The 22,148-nt window shown below is 58.5% G+C and carries 21 protein-coding genes; 18 read left to right on the top strand and 3 right to left on the bottom strand.

The genetic code is table 11. The features are described from left to right. Window position 1 precedes the first annotated feature (1 nt). Together FFI89_RS23780 and FFI89_RS23775 are read left to right on the top strand one after the other, a co-directional pair. The gene (locus FFI89_RS23780; protein ID WP_138830033.1) at window positions 2–1,171 is read left to right on the top strand and encodes a thiolase family protein; all 1,170 of its coding nucleotides are present in this window, start codon (window positions 2–4) and stop codon (window positions 1,169–1,171) included. After that, on the top strand, window positions 1,172–1,594 hold the full coding sequence (locus tag FFI89_RS23775) for a Zn-ribbon domain-containing OB-fold protein (protein WP_138830032.1): 423 nt from the start codon (window positions 1,172–1,174) through the stop codon (window positions 1,592–1,594). It begins immediately after the preceding gene. Between the two features lie 82 nt (window positions 1,595–1,676). Here the strand turns inward: FFI89_RS23775 and FFI89_RS23770 are convergent, their stop codons facing one another. Then, window positions 1,677–2,780, bottom strand: a complete 1,104-nt coding sequence (locus FFI89_RS23770) for an ABC transporter substrate-binding protein (RefSeq protein ID WP_138830031.1) — start codon at window positions 2,778–2,780, stop codon at window positions 1,677–1,679. Between the two features lie 227 nt (window positions 2,781–3,007). On the opposite strand from FFI89_RS23770, the gene FFI89_RS23765 reads away from it, so the two are divergent. The 6 genes from FFI89_RS23765 (at window position 3,008) to FFI89_RS23740 (ending at window position 9,341) form a co-directional block, all read left to right on the top strand. Next, on the top strand, window positions 3,008–4,444 hold the full coding sequence (locus FFI89_RS23765; protein ID WP_138835611.1) for an NAD-dependent succinate-semialdehyde dehydrogenase: 1,437 nt from the start codon (window positions 3,008–3,010) through the stop codon (window positions 4,442–4,444). A 504-nt stretch (window positions 4,445–4,948) separates the two neighbouring features. Continuing rightward, window positions 4,949–5,314 carry a Rieske 2Fe-2S domain-containing protein gene (locus FFI89_RS23760; protein WP_138830030.1) on the top strand — a complete coding sequence of 122 codons (366 nt, stop codon included), beginning with the start codon at window positions 4,949–4,951 and terminating at the stop codon, window positions 5,312–5,314. Next, complete coding sequence (locus FFI89_RS23755) at window positions 5,301–5,660, top strand: hypothetical protein (protein ID WP_138830029.1); 360 nt, start codon at window positions 5,301–5,303, stop codon at window positions 5,658–5,660. The genes FFI89_RS23760 and FFI89_RS23755 overlap by 14 nt, the downstream gene beginning before the upstream one ends. Continuing rightward, window positions 5,657–6,901 carry an amidohydrolase family protein gene (locus FFI89_RS23750; protein WP_138830028.1) on the top strand — a complete coding sequence of 415 codons (1,245 nt, stop codon included), beginning with the start codon at window positions 5,657–5,659 and terminating at the stop codon, window positions 6,899–6,901. The genes FFI89_RS23755 and FFI89_RS23750 overlap by 4 nt, the downstream gene beginning before the upstream one ends. Before the next feature lie 58 nt (window positions 6,902–6,959). Then, window positions 6,960–7,928, top strand: a complete 969-nt coding sequence (locus tag FFI89_RS23745; protein ID WP_138830027.1) for a tripartite tricarboxylate transporter substrate binding protein — start codon at window positions 6,960–6,962, stop codon at window positions 7,926–7,928. A gap of 99 nt (window positions 7,929–8,027) precedes the next feature. Further along, complete coding sequence (locus FFI89_RS23740) at window positions 8,028–9,341, top strand: MFS transporter (RefSeq protein ID WP_168213014.1); 1,314 nt, start codon at window positions 8,028–8,030, stop codon at window positions 9,339–9,341. Between the two features lie 68 nt (window positions 9,342–9,409). Here the strand turns inward: FFI89_RS23740 and FFI89_RS23735 are convergent, their stop codons facing one another. Together FFI89_RS23735 and FFI89_RS23730 are read right to left on the bottom strand one after the other, a co-directional pair. Next, complete coding sequence (locus FFI89_RS23735; RefSeq protein ID WP_138830025.1) at window positions 9,410–10,318, bottom strand: LysR family transcriptional regulator; 909 nt, start codon at window positions 10,316–10,318, stop codon at window positions 9,410–9,412. A 409-nt stretch (window positions 10,319–10,727) separates the two neighbouring features. Then, a complete protein-coding gene (locus tag FFI89_RS23730; protein WP_138830024.1) occupies window positions 10,728–12,101 on the bottom strand; it encodes a PLP-dependent aminotransferase family protein in 1,374 nt (457 codons plus the stop codon). 294 nt (window positions 12,102–12,395) lie between these two features. Between FFI89_RS23730 and FFI89_RS23725 the strand changes: the two genes are divergently transcribed. Genes FFI89_RS23725 through FFI89_RS23680 form a run of 10 tightly spaced genes read left to right on the top strand, consistent with a single transcriptional unit; the run spans window position 12,396 to window position 21,401 of the window. Next, entirely contained in the window at window positions 12,396–12,722 is a 327-nt protein-coding gene (locus tag FFI89_RS23725; RefSeq protein ID WP_138830023.1) for an NIPSNAP family protein, read from the top strand. A 6-nt stretch (window positions 12,723–12,728) separates the two neighbouring features. Next, window positions 12,729–13,616, top strand: coding sequence for a xanthine dehydrogenase family protein subunit M (locus tag FFI89_RS23720; RefSeq protein WP_138830022.1), 888 nt, complete (start codon window positions 12,729–12,731; stop codon window positions 13,614–13,616). Continuing rightward, window positions 13,613–14,125, top strand: coding sequence for a (2Fe-2S)-binding protein (locus tag FFI89_RS23715; protein WP_138830021.1), 513 nt, complete (start codon window positions 13,613–13,615; stop codon window positions 14,123–14,125). Before FFI89_RS23720 ends, FFI89_RS23715 begins: the two co-directional genes overlap by 4 nt. Next, window positions 14,122–16,524, top strand: coding sequence for a xanthine dehydrogenase family protein molybdopterin-binding subunit (locus FFI89_RS23710; RefSeq protein WP_138830020.1), 2,403 nt, complete (start codon window positions 14,122–14,124; stop codon window positions 16,522–16,524). Before FFI89_RS23715 ends, FFI89_RS23710 begins: the two co-directional genes overlap by 4 nt. A 5-nt stretch (window positions 16,525–16,529) precedes the next feature. Beyond that, window positions 16,530–17,507: an amidohydrolase family protein gene (locus FFI89_RS23705; protein WP_138830019.1), complete on the top strand. Its 978-nt coding sequence runs from the start codon at window positions 16,530–16,532 to the stop codon at window positions 17,505–17,507. Between the two features lie 9 nt (window positions 17,508–17,516). Further along, the gene (locus FFI89_RS23700) at window positions 17,517–17,984 is read left to right on the top strand and encodes a carbon monoxide dehydrogenase subunit G (protein WP_138830018.1); all 468 of its coding nucleotides are present in this window, start codon (window positions 17,517–17,519) and stop codon (window positions 17,982–17,984) included. A 5-nt stretch (window positions 17,985–17,989) separates the two neighbouring features. Further along, window positions 17,990–18,808 carry a 3-oxoadipate enol-lactonase gene (gene pcaD / locus FFI89_RS23695; protein WP_138830017.1) on the top strand — a complete coding sequence of 273 codons (819 nt, stop codon included), beginning with the start codon at window positions 17,990–17,992 and terminating at the stop codon, window positions 18,806–18,808. A gap of 39 nt (window positions 18,809–18,847) precedes the next feature. Continuing rightward, window positions 18,848–19,825: an ABC transporter substrate-binding protein gene (locus FFI89_RS23690; RefSeq protein WP_168213013.1), complete on the top strand. Its 978-nt coding sequence runs from the start codon at window positions 18,848–18,850 to the stop codon at window positions 19,823–19,825. Beyond that, entirely contained in the window at window positions 19,822–20,637 is an 816-nt protein-coding gene (locus tag FFI89_RS23685) for an ABC transporter permease (RefSeq protein ID WP_138830015.1), read from the top strand. The genes FFI89_RS23690 and FFI89_RS23685 overlap by 4 nt, the downstream gene beginning before the upstream one ends. Then, the gene (locus FFI89_RS23680; RefSeq protein ID WP_168213012.1) at window positions 20,634–21,401 is read left to right on the top strand and encodes an ABC transporter ATP-binding protein; all 768 of its coding nucleotides are present in this window, start codon (window positions 20,634–20,636) and stop codon (window positions 21,399–21,401) included. The genes FFI89_RS23685 and FFI89_RS23680 overlap by 4 nt, the downstream gene beginning before the upstream one ends. Window positions 21,402–22,148: the final 747 nt, after the last annotated feature.

The raw sequence follows: 22,148 nt of genomic DNA, 5'->3' as shown, positions 1-22,148 counted from the left end.
AATGGTAAATCGCGATATCGCAATTATCGGCTGCGCCGAGACGAAGATCGAATTTCGTTCGGGCCGCAGCGTTTATGACTGGGCCGGCGAAGCTATGGCCGGCGCCCTCGCGCACGCAGGGATTGAAAAGTCCGAGATTGATGGCATGGCGGTGTCTTCCAGCTTCGCAGACGCGGGCAATCCGTTTTATGGGCCGATCCTGTCGGCCTATCTCGGGCTTGAGTTGAACTGGTGCCAGGTGACGGATCTCGGCGGTGCTTCTGCCTCCGGCAACATCGCCCGCGCCGCTGCCGCGATCAAGGCAGGCCTCTGCGAAACCGTTGTTGTCATCGCGTCCGATCCGCAATCGAGTGAAAACAAACAGGCCATCGGCGCATTCCGCGGCGAATTCCAGTATCCGATGGGGATCATGGGTCCTCCAGGATATTTTGCCCTAATCAGTCAGCGCTACGACCACCAGTACGGTCTGGATCCCAAGGCGCTCGGCAAGCTCGCGGTCACGCAGCGCAACCACGCGCTGATGAACGATCTCGCATGCGAAAAGCTTAAAAAGCCGATCACGGTCGACGACTATCTTGCCTCACCGATGATTTCCGATCCGATCCGGATGCTCGACTGCGTCATGGTATGCGACGGCGCCAGTGCTTTCATCGTCACGACGACCGAGCGTGCGAAGAAACTCGGCGCGAAGAAAATGGTGCATCCGATCGGCTATGGCGAGCGGGTGAACTACCTGGAGACCAATCAGACGCCGGATATCACCGAAGGCGGCCACCGCGCCGCCGGCAAGCGGGCGTTTGAACGTGCCGGCATGAAGCCCTCCGACATCAAGATGTTTCATCCCTACGATGACTTTCTCATCGCCATCGTTATGCAGCTTGAGCATCTCGGATTTTGCGAAACCGGGCGTGGCTGCCAGTTCGTCAACGAGCACGACTTTACCTATCGCGGCGATCTGCCACTGAACACCGGCGGTGGGCAGATCTCGGCAGGGCAGGCCGGATTGGCGGGCGGCGCTCACAATTTGTCTGAGGCATTGCGTCAGCTCTTTGGAGAGGCGGGTTCGCGTCAGGTGAAGAATAACGCCAATGCCATCGTGACCGGCATTGGATGGATACCCTACGGGCGGAACTGGGGCTCAAGCACCGCATTGATTTTGGAGGCAGCATAAATGTCGATCGAGTTCGATCCCTTGGCGGGACAGCGTCCCGCTCCGATTCCTCTGAACTTCAGCAAGCCATTCTGGGATGGCGCGAAGGACAAGAAGCTCATGCTTCAATACTGTCCGCAGTCAGGCAAATATCAGTTCTATCCGCGGCCGATCAGCGTCTACAACGGCTCGCGGAAGCTCGAATGGCGTGAATCAAGCGGGCGAGGGAAAATCTATTCGTTCTCGCTGTCGTACAAGGCACCGCCTCCATTCAAGGACGTCAAGCCATACCTGATCGCGAGTGTGGAGCTGGAAGAGGGCGTGCGGATCCTGACCAATATCATCAATTGCGACCCGAAATCCGTGAAGATCGACATGCCGGTTCGTGTCGTCTGGGTGCAGGCGGGAACCACGAATTATCCGGTGTTCGAGCCGACCGCATAAAGTTTGGCTTATCCCAATATGCCAACAAAGAAGCCGCCGACATTGTCGGCGGCTTTCTTATGCCAGGCTGTCGGCGATGGAGTTACTTTGTGGCGGCCTTCGCGCGCTTGATGACGTCCGCGCGATCGAATTTGTTGAACTCGGCGACGAAACGATTGGTGTAAAGCTTGTCCATCGGCAGATCGGTGACGGAGATAACACCGCCGAGCTTGAGTGATTTGATGACGCCACGCCACTCGTCATCCGTAAAGCTTCCGAGCAGCGGCTTTTCTCCCGGCCCGAAGTACAACAGCTTTTTCATGCGGGCCGCGAGTATCTTGGTTTCTTTCGCCATCGCTTCGCTTTCCGGCACTTGTGGCTTCTGCGCCGGATAAGCTCGCCAGAACGATCGGATGCACTCTTCCAGGTTGGTGTCACAAGCAACGATGCCTTTTGCAATGGCGCGGCCGAAACGAGCAACGAACTCCGGCCTAGTTTTCATCAACTCCTCGGTTGCGGCAAATCCGTGACTGGGGTTACCCTGCAACCCCGTTGGAAAGCTTATCTCGCGCAGCTGCTGGCCACTGGCTTCGAGCGTCGCATGCATTGTGTCCCAAAGATTCAAGGCATCGACCTGTCCGGTCGTAAGCGCACGGAACGCCGGACCGCCGGTGCCGACGGTAAAGAGCGAATACTGATTGGGCTGCACGCCGACAGTCCCCAAAGCAGCCTTCGTGACCGGAACGTTTCCGAACGTCGGGCCGGCGATTCCGATCGTCTTTCCCTTAAGGTCGGCAAGAGTCTTGATCGGACTGTTTTCGGGGACGACGATTTCCCAAATCGATTGCCGCGTGTAGTTGAACACAAACCGGAGAGGGATCGGCGTTGCGCCGGGCTGCAGCGCATTGACCACGGTTTCCACCCCGACATAGCCGGTGTGGAATCCGCCCGACAGGATTTGCTGAATGACGGGGAAGGTCCCCTGCATGGAGACGATCTCGTAGTCCAGGCCCTCCTCCTTGAAGAAACCCAGTTCATTGCCAAACGTCAGATGCGCCATGTTGGAGGCAAAGCCGGCAGGCCAGCCGATTTTCACGACTTCAAGCGGCTGCGCGGTAGCGCTCGCAGACAGGAACTGAATGCTGCCAACGACCGCAAACGCAAACCGCAGCAGGGATGAAGCCTTCCGATTGATAGAGTATGACAATTATCCCTCCCCCTGTGACAATCCGTCGGCATATTTATTTGCACGATCGTGCGATTACGAGGAGAGCAAGTCAAGCCTCTTTCGATATGATGCGCCAGCTCGCCGGGCATCTATGTTGTTGCATCGCAGGAGAGCAACTTCGTCACGGGTTGGAACCTTGCTGCTCGATGATGGCTCGGTTATGCAGCGACCACAGTTTCCAAAGTCAACAAACGGGTGAATGTCCCATGTCGAAAGTTCAGCTCTTCATCAACGGCGAGTGGTGCGACAGTCTGTCCGGAAAAACGATTCTGGTCGTCAATCCGGCGACGGAAGAAAAGATCGGCGAAGTCGCTCATGCCCAGCGCGAGGACCTCGGACTTGCGGTGAACGCCGCGGCGCGCGGCTTCCAGGTCTGGCGCAAGATGTCGCCGCTCGATCGTTCCGGCATCTTGCGCAAGGCTGCGGACTTGCTGCGTCAACGTGTGGATTCGATCGCGACCATGATGACCCTTGAGCAGGGCAAGCCCGTCGCAGAAGCAAAGAGCGAGATTCTGTCTTGTGCCGACTTCCTCGATTGGTTCGCCGAAGAAGGCCGCCGCACCTATGGGCGCATGATCCCGGCGCGCGGCGAGGGAGTCTACAATCTCGTGATCAAGGAGCCGATCGGCCCGGTGGCGGCGTTTACGCCATGGAATTTCCCGATGAGTCAGGCAGTGCGCAAGCTCGGCGCGGCGCTCTCGGCAGGTTGCTCGGTGGTGATCAAGCCACCGGAAGAAACCCCGGCCTCTCCAGCGGAGTTGATCCGCGTGCTGGCCGACGCCGGCTTGCCAAAGGGCGTCGTCAATCTGGTTTATGGTGTGCCGTCCGAGATTTCGGATTATCTGATCGCGCACCCGGCAATTCGCAAGGTTTCTTTCACAGGATCCACGCCGGTCGGCAAGCAGCTTGCATCGCTGGCAGGCGCACATATGAAGCGCATCACCATGGAGCTTGGCGGTCACGCGCCGGCGATCGTGTTCAACGACGCCGACGTCAAGTTCGCGGCGACCGTGCTGGCGGGCGGAAAATACCGCAACGCCGGTCAGGTTTGCATCGCGCCGACGCGCTTTCTGATTCAGGACGGCGTCTACGATCAGTTTGTCGAAGAGTTCGTCACAAAGACGAAGGCGCTGAAGGTGGGCAACGGTCTCGATCAGGAAGTGACCGTCGGGCCGCTCGCCAACGATCGCCGTCAGGCTGCGATCGGGACGCTTGTCGATGATGCGATCAAGAATGGCGCGAAGGCGCTGACCGGCGGCAAGCGGAGCCAGAACAAGGGCTACTTCTTCGAGCCGACCGTACTCGTCGATGTGCCGAAGTCCGCGCGGGCCATGAACGAGGAGCCGTTCGGTCCTGTGGCGCTGATGTCCCGCTTCAAGGATTTCGACGAAGTCATGACGGAGGCGAACCGTCTTCCTTATGGACTCGCGTCTTACGCCTATACACGGTCCGTGAAGACCGCGACGGCGCTGACGGCCGGTATCGAAAGTGGAATGCTGTCGATAAACCATTACGGACTGGCGTTGCCCGAGCTGCCGTTCGGCGGTGTCAAGGACTCAGGCTACGGCTCCGAAGGCGGACTTGAAGCCGTGGAGGCCTATCTCACCACCAAGTTCGTCTCGCAAGGAAGCCCGGAATCCTGACGATCTCTCCGATCGATTGATCAGGACAGATTTTCGAGAAAAGTGGATCTTCCGCGGCCGATGTGTCGCGGGAGAGTTTCCTTGCACCATCGGTTTGTCCAAACGGCTCCAAGCGGTGGCTCATCACCAGCATTTTGTCGCAAGTTCTGATTTTCTGATTGCGATACGCATGCGTGCCGCCACGATCGATGTTGCGTGCAGATGTTTATCGATGCTCTCAAACCACTCGGCTCTTGGCGGGCGGCGGCACGTTTGCGGCGCGGCATAAAGCCGCCAGCTCTCATGATATGCGCAGCGTATCACTCCTTCTGAAACGCGATATTGCGGGTTGAAACTCTAGAATGCATAGAGGCACGGTACTGCAATGAGACGATCGATCCTGCTGCGGGCACCGCGAGACCTCGCCACGTCATTGTCGAAGCCGAGCGTATCGCCGCACAAACTGCTCGATCGCGTGTCCGGCGCATTGCCATTAATCCAAGCGGAATACAGGGAGAATAGGGAATGCTCGAATACAACGCAGGGAAGGTGGCCGATTACGCCGATGGCGATCGCAAGGTAATTGTCTGCGGCGACATGGAAGTCGCGGTTTTTAAGATCGAGGGCGAGTTTTATGCCTGGCACAATCGCTGCGCCCACCGGGCAGGGCCGATCTGCCAAGGGCGCATGATGAAGCGAGTGCTCGAACCTGTCGCGGAAGATCGCACCGTGCGTGCCATGGAGTACGATGAGTCGGAAACGAACATCGTCTGTCCCTGGCATGGCTACGAATACAGCATCAAAACCGGCTGCCATCAGGGCAACCCGCGCATCCGGCTTCGCAAGGCGGAAACAACCATCAGGGATGGAGAGATCTATGTCCGAGTCTGACAGCGATCGGCGTAACGATCAGTACGGGTGGATCGACTCTCTCGCTCCCGACCTGTTGAGCGCGTCCCGCGAACTCGTTGAAGCGGGCGAAGCGAGCCGCGTCTCCGACGAATCCGTCGCGCAAATAATGACGGCCGCGATCCGCCTGTATGTCGCGAAATCAGATGGGGAGGAGCGGACGTTCCCGCCTATCGCTGGTGAACGCGACAGCGAAATGACGCCGACCGAATTGTTGTCAGCCGTCTCGGAAATGCTGCGCGCGCTACATCTGGGTCCGGTGGAGCTTGCACTCTGGTATCGCCGGCGGCCGGACGAAGACACTTATTATCCAGGGGAAAAATCATGAATATCAGAGAAAAAATCGATCCCCAGTTCGCAGCAACACAGCAGATCGACGTTTATACCGATACGCGCGACGTGCTCGCGCACGCAAAGCGCAACGCGGTTAAGCGCGGGTTGCAGGACTGGTTCGTCGTGGATATCGACGCGCATCATGTGGAGACGGTTTCCTGGAAGGAAGTCGTTACCTATATCGAGGATCCGGTTATTCGCGATAACGCGATGCGCTATCAGGCGGAGCGGATCGGCGCGCCGCCGTTTGGCCTGAATGGCGATCTTGGTCTGCGTTATCAGTCGGTCGGGGGACGAATCCCCCATCAGGACGATCAGCGCGAGATCGTGAAGGAAACCGATGTCCACCGCGACGTCACCTTGACACGGCGCGCGATGGACTCACTCGGAGTAGACAACATGGTCGTGTTTCCGACCCCGATGTTGTTTCTCGGCATGCACCCGCAAACCGAAATGGAGGTCTGGCTCGGCCGGGCCTATAACCGATGGATGGCGGACAAGATCCTGTCCGCGGAAGACCGGATCAAGACCCTGATCTACTTGCCGTTCAATACGCCGAAGGAGGCCGAACGCGCGGTGGAAGAGTTCGGTGATAAGAAAGGTGTGATCGGCTTCTGCGTGACGAGCACTCGTAACAAGCCTGTGCATCACAACGATTACATGCGTCTCTATTCGATGATCGAGGAGACCGGAAAGCCTTTGGCTTTCCATGCCGGCTATCACTGGCAGGATCCGTCGCTGGCGACCGTCAATCGTTTTCTCGGCATGCACGCGCTGGGTTTTGCCTGGTGCAATATGGTCCATATGACGAACTGGATCCTGAACGGAATCCCCGAGCGCTTTCCGAAGCTCAAGACCATGTGGGTCGAGAGTGGGCTCGCCTGGGTGCCGTTCCTGATGCAACGGCTTGACGACCAGTATTTGATGCGGCCGTCCGAGGCGCCGCAGCTCAAGCGCATGCCGAGCGAATATATGAACACCAACTGTTTCTACACAACGCAGCCCATGGAAACCACGCATCCGAAGGCGCTTGAAAACACCTTCGAGATGATCAAAGCGGAAACGCAGCTGATGTTCTCGTCGGATTGGCCGCACTTCGATTTCGACCTTCCGCAGGAGATCTGCGATCTGCCTTTCCTGAACGAGCAGGCGAAGCGAAATATCCTTGGCCTCAATGCTGCGCGTCTCTTCAATCTCGACCCCACGCCAGTGAAGAAGCTTGTTCAAGCGACTTGATGCGGCTTCGTGACGTCCAGACTTCAACAAATAGGAGAAGATCTCGGGAGGAATGGCAATGAGAAAACTTGTGCTTGTGACGATCGCTTTGTTGCTTTTCGGCTCGGTTGGGTCGCGAAGTTCGGTGGCAGAGATACCGGGTGGTGCGATCCGCATCATCGTCCCGTTCTCGGCGGGTGGCCCAACCGAAGTGCTTGCCCGCGTTGTCGGGAGGCTTCTTGGCGAGAAACTCGGCGTAAGGACTTACGTTGAGAATAAGCCGGGCGCGTCCGGAATGGTTGGTACTGAGCAAGTAGCCAAGGCGCCCGCCGACGGAACGGTTCTGCTGCTGACGGCAACCCATCATGTCATCACTCCGAGCATTTACAAGAACCTGCCTTATGACACGCGCAAGGATTTCTCCCCCATTGCCATGGTGGCGGCTGCGCCGAACGCGATTCTTGTCAGCAATAGTGTCCCGGCCGAGTCGGTCGGGGAATTGATTGCGATGCTGAAGAAGGAGCCCGGAAAATATCCGTTCGGATCGTCGGGCACGGGAGGCTCCAATCATCTCTCAGGTGAATTGTTCAAACAGATGGCGGGCGTCGACATTTTTCACGTTCCTTACAAGGGGAATGGTCCGGCGATGAACGATTTGATCGGCGGCCACATTCCGTTGTTGTTCGATTCCCTGCCGACGGTGATCAACGCGGCCAAAGGCGGGTTGGTCCGGGTCCTTGCAGTGACCGGCCTTAAGCGGTCATCGCTGCTTCCGGACGTGCCGACACTCGATGAGTCGGGCGTCAAGGGGTTCAATGTCGAAGTCTGGTTCGCAGTTTTCATGCCGCAAGCGAACGGGTCGCCGGTGTACAAGCGGCTCGTAGCGGTGATGAAGGAAATCAACGAATCACCTGTAACTCGGGAAAAGTTCGCGGAGCTTGGCGTCGAGCCGAGCCAGCTTGTTGGCGAGGAGTTCACGGGATTCGTCGATAGCAAAATCCGACGTTGGTCGGAGGTTGTGGCCCGCGCAAACATCACTCCGGAGTAGCTTCTAAGGCGGTGGGAGAGTGAGGTCTTCTGCCGTAGAACTCGCCTGAAACTCAAAGTGATTAGGCGCAATAAATCAGAACAGAGTTGGAACGCACCAGTGACCACCATCGCAACAGAGCACTATGCAGTCGAGCAATTGAACGGCGGGGAGGCCATCAAAAAGGTATGGCGGCGCATTATCCCATTTCTGTTTGTGCTCTACATCATCAACTACCTTGACCGCATCAACATCGGCTTCGCGGCGCTGTCGATGAATAAGGATCTGATGTTGACCGCTACGGTCTTTGGATTGGCGAATTCCATCTTTTATGTTGGATATGTTGCCTGTGAGATACCAAGCAATCTTCTTATGGTCCGCTACGGGGCCCGCGTCTGGATCGCTCGTATTTTGATTTCATGGGGGCTTGCCTCCGCCGCTACCATGTTGGTGGCTGGTCCAAACAGTCTTTATGTTGTCCGGTTTCTTGTCGGCGTACTCGAAGCGGGTTTCGTCCCCGGGGTTTTGTTGTATCTGACATACTGGATTCCCAGCTCGCATCGGGCGCGTGCGAACGGTCGTTTGATGATGGCCCAGCCGGTGGCAATGGTGATTGGGGGCGGCATATCCGGAATCATTTTGGAGCACATGAATGGCGTTCTGGGCCTTCAAGGCTGGCGGTGGATGTTCCTTCTTGAGGGGCTTCCAGCGGTTCTTCTCGGTGTAGCTGCGTACTTCTATCTCACAGACAAGCCAAAGGACGCGTCGTGGCTGGATGAGTCAGACAAAAGCACTCTGGCCGGGCTTATCGCTCGCGGTGAATTGACGGGAAAGCCCCGGTCGACTGCATCGGTCTGGAAGCAGGTCACAGAGCCAACAATTCTCCTGCTCGCATTCGCTTACTTCTGCTTGGTGAATACCATCAACGCGAATGCGACTTGGATTCCGACCATTGTTCGGGAAGTGTTGAAGGCCTATTCGCTTTCGTACGTCGGCTTTGTAACCGCCATCCCGGCGGTCTGCGCTCTTATTTTGATGCCGCTATGGACTCGCAACTCCGACAAAACTCAGGAACGGACCGGGCATGTCGTTGCAGCTCTCGCGATGGCCACGATAGGTTGGCTGATCGTGATTTTCTTCCCGGATCCTGTCCTGCGTCTCGTCGGTCTCGTCTTCACTGTTTCGGGAGCGTTCTGTGCGATGTGTGTCTTCTGGACACTGCCGCAAGCGTTGCTTTCCGAGGAAGCGCGTCCGGCAGGAATCGGCCTTATCAGCGCAGTGGGACTTCTGGGCTCGGCGGTAAGCCCCGCAGTCATTGGCGTCTTGCGCGACCTAACAGGGAGTTTTTCAGCCGGCCTCTTTTATGTAGCTGGTTTGCTGATCGTCTCTATGGTCTTGGTCCTCGGAGCCTCTCGGGGCAGTAGAGCGATATAACTGCAAGTGTTGACGGCATCCATCGAAACGGCGGCAATATGATTTGCGCCGCCCTAGGATGCCGTTGATCACATGCCTTCTGGCGCGATCAACTTGGCGTGCAATCTGGTTGCAGCGACGAATGCGTCTAGAACGGGAGATGAACTGCCGTAGGCGATTGCCAGTTCGTATTCGACCGGAGTTCCGGGGCCTGCCAATTCGCGGAAGGCGACACCTTGGCGCCCGCCGACCACGAGTGCCCTCGATACGAGGGCGACGCCCATTCCGCCTGCGACAAGGCTAACGATCGTATCCATTTGAGGAGCTTCCTGCCCAATCCTGGGTGAAAATCCTGCCCTGGCACATGCCGTGTGGATGATCCGATGCAAGCCAGGGCCTTGGCGGGCCGCGAACATGATCCACGAATCCTGAGACATGTCTGAAAGCGCTATCTGATCAGCCTTCGCCAGGGGATGTCCTTCGGGGACCGCTGCGACGAGCCGGTTTCGGGCAATTACCTCGATGTTCAGGTTTTCCGCATTCTGGAGGGGCGGGATTACAAAACCCAGATCGCTTTCGTCGTTCGCCAACGACACGATCTGCTGGGCTGTCATGGCCTCGCGAAGCTCGAGCTGAACTGCTGGATAGTGCTCTCGAAATCGCAGCAAGATTGACGGCAGAATTTCACGAGCGGCGCTTGCAACAAAGGTGACTCGCAGCATTCCGGTGAGGCCGGCGCCGGCGCGTTGCGCCGCGAGCATGGCACGCTCCGCCTGATTGACGGTTTTGTGAGCCTCTTCGAGGAAAACACGACCGGCCTCGGTCAGGCGTGTTATGCGATTTGTGCGCTCTATCAGAGTCGCTCCAATTTCATCCTCGATGCGCTTTATGGTGGCTGTTAAGGGAGGTTGGGCCATGTTGAGCCGCTCGGCAGCGCGTCGAAAGCTCAATTCCTCCGCAACCGCGATGAACTGTCTAAATTGACGAAGCTCGATCATGTGATATCCGCCCCGTGAGTTTGATAGACATTCGAGCAGGGAATGCAGGAAATCACCGTCCCTTGCCTTTACGGATCATAAAATCGCCTGGTTCCTCGATTGAATGCGTCCTGCCGTGGGGCTCCACGGCAGAAGCATTTTTTGAAGTGCGATCGTCAATCAACGGCAATGCCGCTGAATTTGATCGGTGCCGCCCATTTCACAATCTCGCTTTGTTAAAAAGTTTGGCAGCCCATCCCGATGATGCCCTTGACGAGGCCCGCTAGAAGAAACGCCGCCATCACAAGCGTGACAGGAGCGAACGGTTCCATTGGTTTGTGTTCCTGATCAGCGTCCACCGGACTCGCCGACTTTTCTTCTAGGCTGATGCGAACTCTGACCCGTTTGCGTTTGGACGGCGCACGGCGCGTCAGACAAAGGATATTGCTTCCGTCATTTCAAGAATCCGCTTGATCTCGACCATCGCTTTCTCAAGCTCTGCCTCTGTAGAAGGGTGCCCGAGGCAAATTCGAATTCCGAGCGTTCCGCGATCGACCTGCTGCAAGGCACCGGGCGGCGCGAGCGTGATTCCTGCGTGGGCAGCCTGCGTGACGAGTGCATTCAGGGTGCGGCCTGCGGGAAGCGGGAGCCAACGATGAAATCCTGGAGGGGATGAAATCGGCGGCAGCCAGGTGCTGAGAACCCTGCTTGCGATTTCATTCCTCACCGTGGCCTTCTCGCGCTTGCGCTTGACCTGACGGAGCAGGTCGCCGTTATGAATAAGCCTTGCGACAACTTCGGCCATGACGGGCGTAGCCATCCAGCCTGTTGCACGAATGGCGTTGTTGCATCTGTCGCGGAACGACGGCGGTGCGATCATCGCCGCGATGCGCAAGCCGGGCGCCAAACACTTTGCAAAGCTCACGACATAGAAGCTACGGTCGGGAATGCGCGCAGCGATCGGGCGGAGCGGGTACTCGAAAAGGAATGCGTAGGCGTCGTCTTCAAGCAAATAGGCGCCGTGCTCGCGCACAATTTCTGCGATAGCATCGCGGCGGTCTTCGGGCATCACGACGCCGGTTGGGGTCTGCAAGGTTGGCATGCAGAAAAGGGCTTTGGCGCCGGTTTCACTGAAAGCTCGATCAAGCGCCTCAGGGACCAGGCCGTGGGTGTCGGTCGCTACGCCGTGCAGCCGGTAACCGTTCTGCGCAGACAGGGCGGTCATTCCGGAATACGTGAATCTCTCGGTGAGCACCACGTCGCCGGGTGATGTCACCATATTGAGCGCGACGGAGAGAGCGTGTTGACCGCCGTGGGTGATGAACAGTTCATCCGGGTGGGCCTTTACGCCCAGCGTTGAGAGCCAGATCACCATCGCCTCCCGATGGCGTCGCATTCCCTGATGCGGCAAATAGCCCAACAGGTTCGGCATCTCGCCTTGCGTGGCGATCTCGGTCAGTGCCGATGCGATGACTTCGTCTTCGCCCGTGTAGGGGGGGACGTTCAGTGCGAGATTGATCGTGGTATCGGATGAGCCGTAGCCGCCACGCTGCTCCGGTTTGCGACGTTGCACGAAGGTGCCGCGCCCGACCTCGCCGGAGATGAGGCCGCGTTGTTCCGCTTCGGCGTACGCCTTCGAGATCGTTCCGATGCTGAGGCCGAGTCTCTGCGCCATTTCACGCTGGGGCAGCAGCCGCATGCCCGGCTTGATCTGCCCGCTCGCGATGTCCTCCTCCAGGGAGTCGACGAATGCGAGATAACGCGGCCCGCCGTTCGACGGGAGGATCGGTACCCAATCGCTCATTTTGTCCCCCGTGCCGAGCTTATTAAACGACAAATCGTCGCGGTATTGTCGAATAGTACAATTCCGAAATCGTTTCAATCCCTCCCTGACGAAGGCAAATCTTTGGTGTTGATATCGAAACTATTGGAGAATTTCGCCGCAAAATATAACAATGTAATAATTGTATCAGTTCATATGAGCAAAAATTCGATGATTGATTTATTTTGTATTTGACAATCGCCGCTGCGCATTCTTATTTCGGAACCGTCACAAAACGGCGGTGGGATCCAGGCCACCGACCACGGGGAGAGCGTCTTGGTTTACGAAATTCGGGTGTATGAGGCTGCGGATGGTTGCGCAGTGGCGATGCGCAAGCGCTTCAAGGACGAGGTCGCTGCGAAGTTCTTTCCGCGCCATGGTATCGAACTGGTCGGCGCATTTGTTGCCGCTGAGGAAGACGGCCGCCTCACATATGTGACCCGCTTTCCGAGCGACGAGGCGTGCAAGGCCGCATGGGCTGCCTTCGGAGCCGACAGCGAATGGGCCGCGGTCAAGAAGGCAAGTGAGGTCAACGGACCCTTGCTCAAGAATCAAACCGTCTCGGTGCTCTCGCCAGCGATCGCTGGCCTTTTGCTCGGCTGACGCACCATGAAACCTGCTCCCTTCGATTATGTCAGACCGGGTTCGCTTGCCGAAGCGTGCGCGTTGCTCGCAGCAGACGAAGACGCACGTGTGATCGCGGGCGGCCAGACGCTCGTTCCAATGCTCGCCATGCGTCTCGCGCGGCCGGCCAGATTGATCGATATTCTGCGGCTGCCCGAGCTTGCAGGCATTCACGAAGACAACGGCTCAGTCGTGATCGGTGCGACAACGCGACAGGCGTTCGCGCTGGACAACCCAGTCATCCGAAAATCAGTTCCGTTGCTCGCGCTCGCGCTGCCCTGGGTTGGGCATCCCCCCACCCGGAATCGCGGGACTGTCGGGGGCTCGATCGCGAACGCCGATCCTTCCGCCGAAATTCCGTTGGTCGCGGTGACACTCGGCGCTGAAATCGAAGCAGCAACCCCGGACGGCCCGATGTCGACACCGGCGGACGACTTTTTCATCGGACCCATGCTGACCACCATCGGCCAGGGCGAATGCCTCAGCGCGGTTCGCTTCCCGGTTTGGGCACACAAGCGGGTTGGGGTCGGCTTTCATGAAATCAGCGCGCGCCGTTCCGATTTTGCCTTCGTGGCCGCGGCGGCTCAGGTTGCAATCGACGATGAAGGCCGCTGCCTCGAAGTCGCGCTCGGTGTTGGCGGTGTCGGCGATCGGGCTCTCAAGCTGGAGATGTCTTCGCTGATCGGAAGCCGTCTCGAAACCAAATCATTGTCAGGCGCTGTAAGCGCGGCGGCTGTTAATCTCGATGCGATGGATGATCTGCATGCGAGCGCGGACTACCGCCGTCGTGTCGCCGTTACACTTTGCACGCGGGCGCTGGAAGATGCGCGAGATCGTGCGAACGGTAGCAAATCCCGGGGAGAGGCCCGATGAAAATCGAACTCAGTGTCAATGGGTTACGTCGCGCCGGCGATGTCGAGCCGCGCAAGACGTTGCTGGATGCGCTGCGCGACGACTTCCTTCTCACCGGAACGCATGCTGGCTGCGAGCACGGCGTTTGTGGCGCCTGCACGGTGCTGCTCGACGGCGAACCGGTGCGCTCGTGCCTGATGTTCGCAGTTCAGGCCGACGGCTACGAGATCACGACCATCGAGGGCTTGGCGGCTGCGCCCGGTGAAATGAGCGTTATACAGGACGCCTTCTGCGAAACTCACGGGCTGCAATGCGGGTATTGCACGCCGGGCATGATTCTCAGCGCGCATGCGCTTCTCGAGCGTACGCACGAGCCGAGCCGCGAGGACATCGTCGAAGCCATCTCGGGAAATATCTGCCGTTGTACCGGCTACGGGCAGATCGTCGAAGCGATCGAGTTTGCCGCTGATCGCCTAAAGAGATCGAATGCGCCGCGAGGCCTCAGGGTGGCAGCGGAGAACTCGAAATGAGCGCCGATCCATCCACCCTCCGTTTCGTATCTGCCAACCGGCGCGTCCGCGAGGATCGTCGTTTCGTTGCAGGACGTGGCAAATATATTGCCGACATCGCCCTTGAGGGCATGCTTCACGTGGCGATCCTGCCGTCGCAGCATCCGTCTGCCCGCATCATCTCGATCGACAGTTCGGCTGCTTTGGCGATGCCGGGCGTGCACTACGTTCTCACCGGTGAGGAGCTGGCGGCCGCGGTCGATCCCCTGATGAACGGCCTCGATACGCCGAATGTGAAGCGCTATCCGCTCGCTGTCGGTCAGACCCGGTATGCGGGTGAATGGGTGGCCGCCGTCGTAGCTGAAACGCGCGCGCAAGCCGAGGACGCGACCGAAAAGCTGCGCGTCAATTATGAGCCGCTGCCGTTTGTCACGGACGCCGAAGAGGCCTTCCAGCCGAGTAGCCCGCCAGTCCATCCTGCTCACGGCTCGAATGTTCTGCTCGACAAGACTTTCGTCTGGGGCGAGGTCGAGAAGGACTTTGCCGAGAGCCCGCGCCATCTTTCATTCCGCGTCGTTTGGGGGCGCAATTCGACTGTGCCGATCGAGACGTTCGGTGTCACGGCCTCCTGGGACGCGTGGGGCGAGATGCTGGATGTCTGGGCGTCTATTCAGATGCCGAAATATCCCGACCAGATTGCCCGCGCTCTGCGTCTGCCCGCCAACAATGTTCGTGTGCATCAGGATGTCGATGTCGGCGGGAGCTACGGCGTCAAGCGCGGTATCAAGCATACGGTTCTTGTGTCGCATCTTTCGCGACGGCTGTGCCGCCCCGTGCGATTGATCGAGGATCGGCTCGAGAACATGCGCGGCGGCGACGCGCACGGTCCCGAGCGCATTTTCGATGTTGAGATCGCCTTCAACGATGACGGCATCGTCAGATCGATGAAAATGCGCGCGCTAGACAATGCCGGCGGATACGCCGGCCGCGCGCCTTTCCAACTGGGCAAGCCAATCGGCGCGATCGTCGGGCCGTACAAGATCAATAGCGTGCAATATCGCGCGCAATCCGTGACGTCGAACAAGGCCGTCCAGGAAGCGGTGCGCGGTTTCGGCCAGTCGCCGACGAATTATGCGATCGAGACGGCGATCGATAAAGTCGCGGTCGCGGTCAGGCTGGATCCGATCGAAATCCGCCGGCGTAATTTCATCCGCAAGGAAGAATTTCCGTATCTGATCCCGAGCGGCACACGCTACGATAGCGGCGACTATCACACGGTCGTCGAAAAGGTTCTCGCCCACATCGATTACCCGGCGATGGAGAAGGAGCGTGACCGCTTACGCGCGTCCGGGATGCTCGCCGGTATAGGCATTGCCGCGTGTCTGGAGCCCAGCGGAGGCAACTCGTCGTTCGAGCCTTTGCTGAACGAGAAGAACAACACGACCACGTGGATGGATTCCTGCCGCATCAATGTGGACGGACCCGGGTACGTCACGGTCGCAATCCATACGACGTCGGCGGGGCAGGGGCACGAGACGCTGGTCGCAACGGTGATCGGGGAAGTTCTGGAAATCGATCCCGACATTATTCGCATTGTTCGGCCGGATTCGCTGGCATGCCTGCCGTCTAATACGCCGGTCGGAAGCCGGATGGCGATCATGCTCGGTGGCGCAGCGTTTCACGCCGCGCAGAAGCTCAAAGCCAAACTGGTCAAGATTGCCGCGCACCAGTTCGGCTGTGGCGAAGATGAGGTTGAATACGCAGGCGGTGGCACGACCGCTCGACAGAGCCGCGATCATTTGGGATGGGGCGAACTCGTCAATATTGCTCACCGCAATTTTCATCTGCTTCCAACCGGCATGGAGCCGGGGCTTGAGACCACGCATGTGATGCAAGTGCCGACCGGGGACAAGCTGCCGGAAAATGGACGGGTCCAGATGTACCCGTGCCACTCGTTCGAATTTCATGTGGTCCTGATCGCGTTAGATCCCATTCTCGGAAAGCCGGAGATTCGCCGCTACGTCATCGGCCATGACTGCGGCACCGTCATTAATCCGCACATCGTCAAGGGCATGACCTTGGGCGGCATTGCTCACGGAATCGGCGCAGCGTTGCTCGAAGAGTTCGTCTATGACGGCGAGGGACAGATGCTGACCCAAAGCTTCATGGACTACCTCCTTCCATCGTCGCATGAGGTGCCGAAGGTCGAGATCGTGCATCACTGCACGCCGTCTCCCTACACGGTGTTTGGACAAAAAGGCTCCGGCGAAAGCGGTTATCTGGGCGCGCCCGCGGCTATTTCCAATGCCATCAATGATGCCGTGCGCAGCCTCGGCATCTCGTTCTCCAAGTTGCCCATTCGCATCTCTGCCATCAGCGACGCCGTTGCGTCGGCCAAGCAAAATCAACAACAAGGATAGACTCGATGATTATCGATTGCCACGCACATCTCGTTCCCCCAAGCCTGCTCGACGCTATCCGGTTGCAGGCGGCAAGTTTTCCGTCGATCCGTTTGATCGAAGAGGGTGGGAGCTTTGGCTTTTCATTCGCGGGCGGCAAGCCGACGCGTCCAGTCTCCAAGCCGCTCAGCGATCTGCCGGCCCGTCTGCAGTGGATGGACGCGCAGAAGGTGGAGCGCCAGGTGGTTGGCGGCTGGCTCGATATGTTCGCTTATGAAGTTCCGGCCGAGGAAGGTGCCCGCTGGTCGCGGCTCATCAATACGCATCTGGCGCTGACAGCAAAGGATGAGTCACGGTTTGTCCCGTTGGCGACAGTCCCGCTTCAGGACGGAACGCACGCAGCGGCGGTCTTGAGGGAAGCGCATTCGGCCGGGTTCAAGGGCGCACTGATCGGCACGCAGCCGAAGGGGAAGGGCGGCGTTCTCGACGATGCGAATCTCGTGCCGTTCTGGGAAGCCGCGAATGAATTGGGCTCGGTGATCTTCATTCATCCCGTGTTCGAGAGCGGCGATGACCGCGTCCATGATTACGGCATGGCCAATGCGATCGGCCGCATCACAGATACGTTGATTGCAATGTCCCGGCTGATCTATTCGGGCGCGGTGACGCGCTATCCGAAGGCCAAGATCGTTGCAGGGATCGGCGGCGCGGCGTTGCCCTATGTGATTGGTCGCCTCCGGCGCAACTATTCCCTCGATAAGGACAAGCTCGGCGATCCGGATGCCGCGCTGGCTGCACTTTACTACGACACCATCGTCCAGGATCCGCGCACGCTGCGTTTTCTCGCTGACGTGGTCGGCGCCGACCACGTCATGATGGGATCGGACATGCCGTTCCCAATCGGCGATCTCGCCCCGCTCAAGATTGTCGCCGAGACCTCGTTTTCGGACGCTGAACGAACCGCCATCAATGGCGGACTTGCGCAACGTCTCTTCGGATTGTGAGGGCACATTATGAAGCTCGATATTGGCGGCGCTGAAACGATCCAGGCTTCCGTTGAGACGCTTTGGGACGCGTTGAACGATCCCGTGGTGCTGACGCGCTGCATTCCCGGCTGCAAAACCATGACTGAAATCTCGCCGGATACTTACAAGGTCGAGATGCAGTTGCGCGTTGCTGCGGTGGGTGGGTCTTTCGAGGGCGAGATTTCGCTTTCCGACAAAGAGCCGCCGAAGACCTGTAACATAAAAGTGTCGGGCGCCGGCACGCTGGGCCACGGAAACGGCACGGCGCGGTTCCAAATTACGCCGGAAGGTCCTGGCGTGTCCAAACTCACCTATCAAGGCGTTGGCGAAATCGGCGGCCTTGTCGCAGGCGTCGGGCAGCGCATTCTGGGCAGCGTGTCAAAGCATCTCGTCGGCAAATTCTTCACCGTGCTCCGTAAGCAATTCGAAGGGCGCGTTCAGGGCGCGGCGGAATAAGCAACATGAAAATCGCCGTTCGCGGAGCGCAGCGTATCGAAGTCGAGCCCGGCGTTCGCCTGGCCGTCAGCGTATCCGGTACGCCCGACAAGCCAGCTATTGTCTTCAGCAATTCGCTCGCGGCTTCGTTTGGCATGTGGGACGAAGTTGCAGAACGGCTTGCGCCTCATGCCCATCTGGTGCGCTACGATACCCGCGGACATGGCCAGTCCGACGCGCCGGAAAGTCTCTACACGATCGAAAGACTGGGCGGAGACGTTCTCGCCGTTCTGGACGCGCTCAAGATCTCGCGCGCTGCTGTATGCGGCGTTTCGCTCGGCGGCCTGACGGCGATGTGGCTCGGGATTCATGCATCCGACCGCATGAGCGGACTGGTTCTTGCCAACACTGCTGCGAACTTCCCGCCCGAAACCATGTGGCACGATCGCGCCGCGACGGCACGGACCCGCGGCGTCGGATCTTTTGTGCAGCCATCCTTGGAACGCTGGGTGACATCTGGTTTCCGCGAAAAACACGCATCGCGGGTTGACGGACTGGCCGCCATGATCGCGGGCACGTCTCCGGCCGGATACGCGGGGTGCTGCGAGGTTTTGGCGGCGACGGACGTCTTGCCGGTGCTTCCGCGCGTCGCATGTCCCGCCCTCGTCATTGCGGGACGGCACGATCCATCGACGCCGCCGGCGCGAAGTGAAGAAATTGTTTCGGTCATACCGGGCGCGCGACTCGTCACGCTGGATGCCGCCCATATTTCCGCAGTCGAAGCGGCGAACGAATTCGCTGCGGCTGTGCGCGACTTTTTACCGCTTATCCAAGACGGCTCGTAAGGTTCAAAAGATCAAGAGATAATGTCGGGAGGGACAATCATGACGATGATCAGAATTCTCGCGAGTGTCGCGTGCATCTCCACGCTGCTTGTTGCCGCCCCTGTCCGTGCGCAAGCGCCGGTGGAGCTTTCCATTGTGGTCTTTGGCGCTCCGTCACTTGGTGCATTTCTTCCACCGGTCATCAAGGCGCAGAAGCTGGATGAGAAGAACGGCCTTCTGATCAAGTTCGAAGAGCGGACGCCAGACGCTTACACGGCGCAGTTCAATTCGGGCGAATTCCAGCTTGGCGGCAGTGCCGCGCTGCTGACCGTCGGCCTTGCCGATACGCGCGGCGTGAGGGTTACGTATCTTTTCAATCTGTTCGATTTCTGGGGCGCGGTCGTAACATCCCGCCCGGGCATCAAGACGTTGAAGGACTTGGAAGGCAAGGATCTGGCTGCGGCCAAGGGCACGACCAATTATGTGATGTTCGACTGGTTTGCGCGCCAGCTCGGTGCCGACACGTCGAAATTCTCGGTGGTCAACACGGCCACCCCCGGTCTCATTGGATATGCGCTCGCCGATCGAGCGACCGCTATTCAGTTGTGGGAGCCGGCTTACACCACATTGCACTCCAAGAAGCCCGGTATTCAAACCATCGACATCGGCATCACCGAGAGCTGGAAGAAATTCACGGGCAGCCGCAATATTCCGTATCTCGGCGTCGCCGCGCACGTTGCCTGGGCAGAGAAGAATCCGGAACTCGTGAAGAAGCTGTTCGCGGCCTATAAGGAGGCAGCCGAATGGGTTGCGGGGCATCCGGGCGAGGCCGCCAAGCTGATCGCAGCCAAGGGTACGCCTGAGGACCAAACGGCGATTGGCGAACTGATCCGCGCCAATGATCGTCTCGGAATGAACGTCAAGTGGGCCTTCGACGTCGAGAAGGAAATCAATTCGGTCTATGCGGCCGGCAAGTCGATCGCCTTCCTGGGTGCCGATCCGGCGGCATCAACCATCTACAAGAGGCCGGAAAAGTGAGCGAGCAGGTTCTAAACTCGGACGCCTTGACGCCCGCGTCGCGGATACTTTCGGCGGCAAAGCGGCTGGGCATGTCTGTCTTGCCGTTCGTCGTCGTCATCGCGCTGTGGCAGTTCGCGTCGCTGTTCTTTCCGCGTTTCCTGTTTCCTTCGCTCGTCGACGTGTTCTGGCGCTGTCTGGAAATTCTCTCGAGTGGTGTATTGTTTGCTGACGTTCTCGCGACGGTACTGCGGATTCTCGTAGGGCTGGCGGGAGCCTTTGTCGTCGGCGGTGCCCTTGCGCTGCTCATGGCGCGCTCGCAGGCGATGGATAAATTCCTGTCGCCGATCCTCACGCTGTTCCAGGGCATTCCCGCGCTCTCTTGGGTCGTGTTCGCCATCATCTGGTTTCATGGTGTCGAATTCCGCATCTTCTTCATCATGGTGATGACGACACTGCCGGCATTCGCCTTTCAGGTGCTTGGCGCGCTTCGCGGCATGTCCAAGGACCTGGTCGAGATGGTGTTCAGCTTCCGTCCCACGCGAATGAAGCTGTTCCGGGTGATGATTGCACCGGCAATCCTTCCGGACATTCTAACGGCCTGGAAAGTGAATCTCGGAAACGCATCGCGCGTCGTGGTCGTGGCGGAACTCGTCGGCGCTACTGGCGGCGTTGGTTATCAACTTCTGCAGCAGCAACAGCTGTTCGATATGGCAGGTGCACTCGCATGGACGCTTCAACTGGTATTCTTCGTGCTGCTCGTCCAGGCGACGTTGACTCTCATCGAGACCGTGGCCTTTCGCTATCGGGCAGTTTCGGAGCGGGCGATATGAGCGACGGTCCGACTGTCGGAACCGCAATTCAGCTGGATCGTGTGTCGAAAGTCTTCGGAAAGCCGGGGGCGGCCGGGTCATACCGGGCCGTGGACAACATTAATCTCGAGGTGCGCCAAGGGGAGATGCTGGCTATCCTCGGCAAGACCGGCTGCGGAAAATCGACGATCTTCAACATGATCGCCGGCCTGACCGAACCCAGCAGTGGCGAAGTTCGCGTCAGTGGACGCAATCCATTCGCTGATTTCGATTCTTTCCGCGGGAAGATCGCGATCGTTTTCCAGAACGACCGGCTCCTTCCATGGCGAACGGCGATTGAAAACGTCGAGCTGGGACTCGAAATGCTCGATACGCCGGCGGGCGAGCGGCGCGCGACGGCGCAGATGTGGCTGACGAAACTCGGGCTAGGCGGTCACGAGAATGACTTTCCTCACGCGCTCTCTGGTGGCATGCGTCAGCGCGTTTCTATCGCCCGGGCTTTCGCGACGAATTCAAGTATCCTTCTTTGCGATGAGCCGTTTTCGGCATTGGACGAAATGACTGCGGGACGGTTGCGCGCCGAATTCGTGAAACTCGTCAAGGAGAATGGAAAAACGGCTGTTTTTATCACGCATTCAATCAGTGAAGCGCTGGAGATCGGCGATCGCATCGCCGTTCTCAGGCGTCCGGCAATGATTGCATATGACGTGAGCTTTACGACCGAGACCAGCGCCAAGGAGCGAGAACTCATTCGGGCCCGTATCGCGGATGTTCTCGCTGCTTGACCGTGATAGCGAAGCCTACGATTCTAAAACGGACTTCGGCAAGCAAGTCGGTTCTCATGCCTATCCTGGGGTGTTGACGCTTTCAACACAGACAGGAATTGCCTCATGAAATTCCACCAATCCAGTGACCGTGGTCGATACCCAGTTCACACCGGTTGACGCCGAAGCCCTGAACCTAATCCCGAGATACTCCAATGCGTGACACAAAATCACGAGGGAAGCAGGAATCTATGCAGCCGTTTTGGTTGAAGGAGCGGTGCACGGCGGTGATGAAATCGTTCTGGTGGAATAGTCGTTTCCGTCCGCGAGCCTGTCCCGCCATCGGTAGTGGATTGCTCGGCAGCGTTATTGTCTGGAGCCGGTGACCGCTGAGTAGCTTTCTGCCCCGGATACACACCGGCTGGATCTGCCTTCGACGCGGGACATCTCGGCCGGCTCGCCCCTGGAAGGGTTGAGTAGATTGAGCACAAGAGATGAGAAAGATAGAGCATTCCTTTCAGGAGTTCGTTGACGCGACGGGCCTATGTCCGGAGCGGAATGATCTCATTCGGTAAACCGCGAATTCGCGCCGACCAATTACCGAGGGTCTAACTCGCGGAATGGGCGATTATGGAATGACGCCGCCGACATATCGGAAGCACGAAGCGCCCCAGCCCCACGGGGGAGTCCGCAAGGTGAGTCGGCTCGGCAGATCATAACCGCAAGCGCGGATTCGACATCACGGGTGCGAACAGGTGAACAGTCAGA

Origin of the sequence: Bradyrhizobium sp. KBS0727 (assembly GCF_005937885.2) — a bacterium.
In the GTDB taxonomy this organism is placed as follows: Bacteria; Pseudomonadota; Alphaproteobacteria; order Rhizobiales; family Xanthobacteraceae; genus Bradyrhizobium.
This window is presented reverse-complemented; position numbering and strand designations above follow the sequence as displayed.